Source organism: Aquabacterium sp. (genome assembly GCF_004297345.1).
Lineage (GTDB): Bacteria > Pseudomonadota > Gammaproteobacteria > Burkholderiales > Burkholderiaceae_C > Aquabacterium.
Genome location: NZ_SCTN01000504.1, coordinates 1 through 1,629 on the forward strand (window position 1 = coordinate 1; position 1,629 = coordinate 1,629).

Here is a 1,629-nt window from a genome sequence, read left to right on the forward strand (position 1 = left end):
CCTGTGATCAACAGTCGCAGGTAAATCGGTGCAGCCATGGTTTCGATCACTTCGGTGGGGTCAATGCCCGCACGCACCTCACCTCTGGCCATTGCCTTCTCCACGATCACGGCGGCACCCGCAAAGCGCCCCTGCCAGAACGCCCGGCGTGCTTCTTCAGCGCCATCCATATGGGCCAGGGCCGCGACCAGTGCGCTCACCATATGGGCCACGGCAGGTTGCGAAAGGTAGGTGATCACCTGGTCCGCCAGCGCGCGGAGGTCTGCCTCGAGCGTACCCAAGTCAGGCACCGCAATGGCCTCGCCGGCCATGTGCTGGACAGTGGCCAGCACCAACTCGGCTTTGGTGGGCCACCGCCGATAGACGGTCGTATCAGCGATCCCTGCAGCCAGCGCGACTTGACGATGTCCAAGGGCTTCATAGCCCTCTTCAAGCAGGATGCGAGCAGATGCACTGAGCGCTTGGCTCGTCACCTTCGCGGTACGGCCGCCAGTACGGCGCTGGACGGTCCGATTCGGTTCGGTTCTTGAGGCTGAATCCGCGCTTCCACTCATTGGGGCAGTCTAGCATCGCCGCTCTCGGCAGCATCCCTATGACAGGGAGCGCAGATAGCCCTCGATCCAATTCGAAAACTCACAGGCCAAGTGCCATCGATGCCCGTCGATCATGAACCAGGGTGTGCTCCATGGAAAGGCCACGCTCAGTCGCCCACGGAAGCCGCCTCCGGCTTGCGTTCCGAACTGGTGGTAGGCATACCCGATGGTTCGCGGGCCATCCATGGCCACACCGCCAACGCGAGCGGGCAGCCCTGATGCCAAAGCGACGGGGTTACCCGATGCGTTCGTGTAGTCGATGTCAAATTGGGAGGCCAGCGGCGAGCCACCCGTGGTCTCCAGCACATACTGCTGGCCATTTTGCAGGGTTTCGATGACATAGTGATCGGGGCAAGCGAGCAGCATCGCGGGCTCGTCATTGGCTTGCACGCGACCTGCAAACCATTGGACAAAACCCTCCGCACTGCCCAAGGGGCACTGGATATCGGTGACCGACAAGGTATACCGTCCGAATGAAGTGCTCACCAGCAACCTTTCGACCATGCCCGAGAGGGCCAACTCGTCAGCGAGTACCTCCTTGATGCGTTGTGGCCCCAGTTGAAGCTTGAGGAGCAGCAGATCCTGGCGCATCTGTGCGATGCTCGCCGCAGAGATATTGGATGCCACCGTAGCGTCATTCAGTTGGGACGCGACAGGGCTCGTGGCGCATGGTTTCAACTTCTGCCAAACCACACGCATGCGGCGGAACTCCCATTCCAACACCTGAGCCCGGGTGACGGCTTGGCCGTTGATGAGGCAAGTGATGCCAGCCATCGTTGGGCTATTTGAGCTTGGCGATGGCGACTGCCCCCAGGCTCGAGGCAATACAACCCATGCCGCGCCGATGCCCGCGGTTCGAACCAGTAGATCTCTGCGCTTGATATTCATCATCACACCCATTAATGCAGTATTTGCTGCGTTAATGAAATGTAGTCAGCCCAGCGAACTTACGTCAAGTCATGGAAAACACGCAGGCCTTTCGTCAGGCGAAAATCCCCACAGGTTTGCAACGACTCGTCAGTCCTGACGCCTGTGG

Annotated in this window: 2 protein-coding genes; both read right to left on the reverse strand. The window is 60.1% G+C overall.

Going from position 1 to position 1,629, the window contains the following annotated elements; all coding sequences use genetic code 11:
* Positions 1–473: TetR/AcrR family transcriptional regulator (locus EPO09_RS19465; RefSeq protein ID WP_290645760.1), on the reverse strand; the 473-nt coding region annotated here is incomplete at its 3' end.
* A gap of 117 nt (positions 474–590) precedes the next feature.
* Positions 591–1,367 carry a hypothetical protein gene (locus tag EPO09_RS19470; RefSeq protein ID WP_290645762.1) on the reverse strand — a complete coding sequence of 259 codons (777 nt, stop codon included), beginning with the start codon at positions 1,365–1,367 and terminating at the stop codon, positions 591–593.
* Positions 1,368–1,629: the final 262 nt, after the last annotated feature.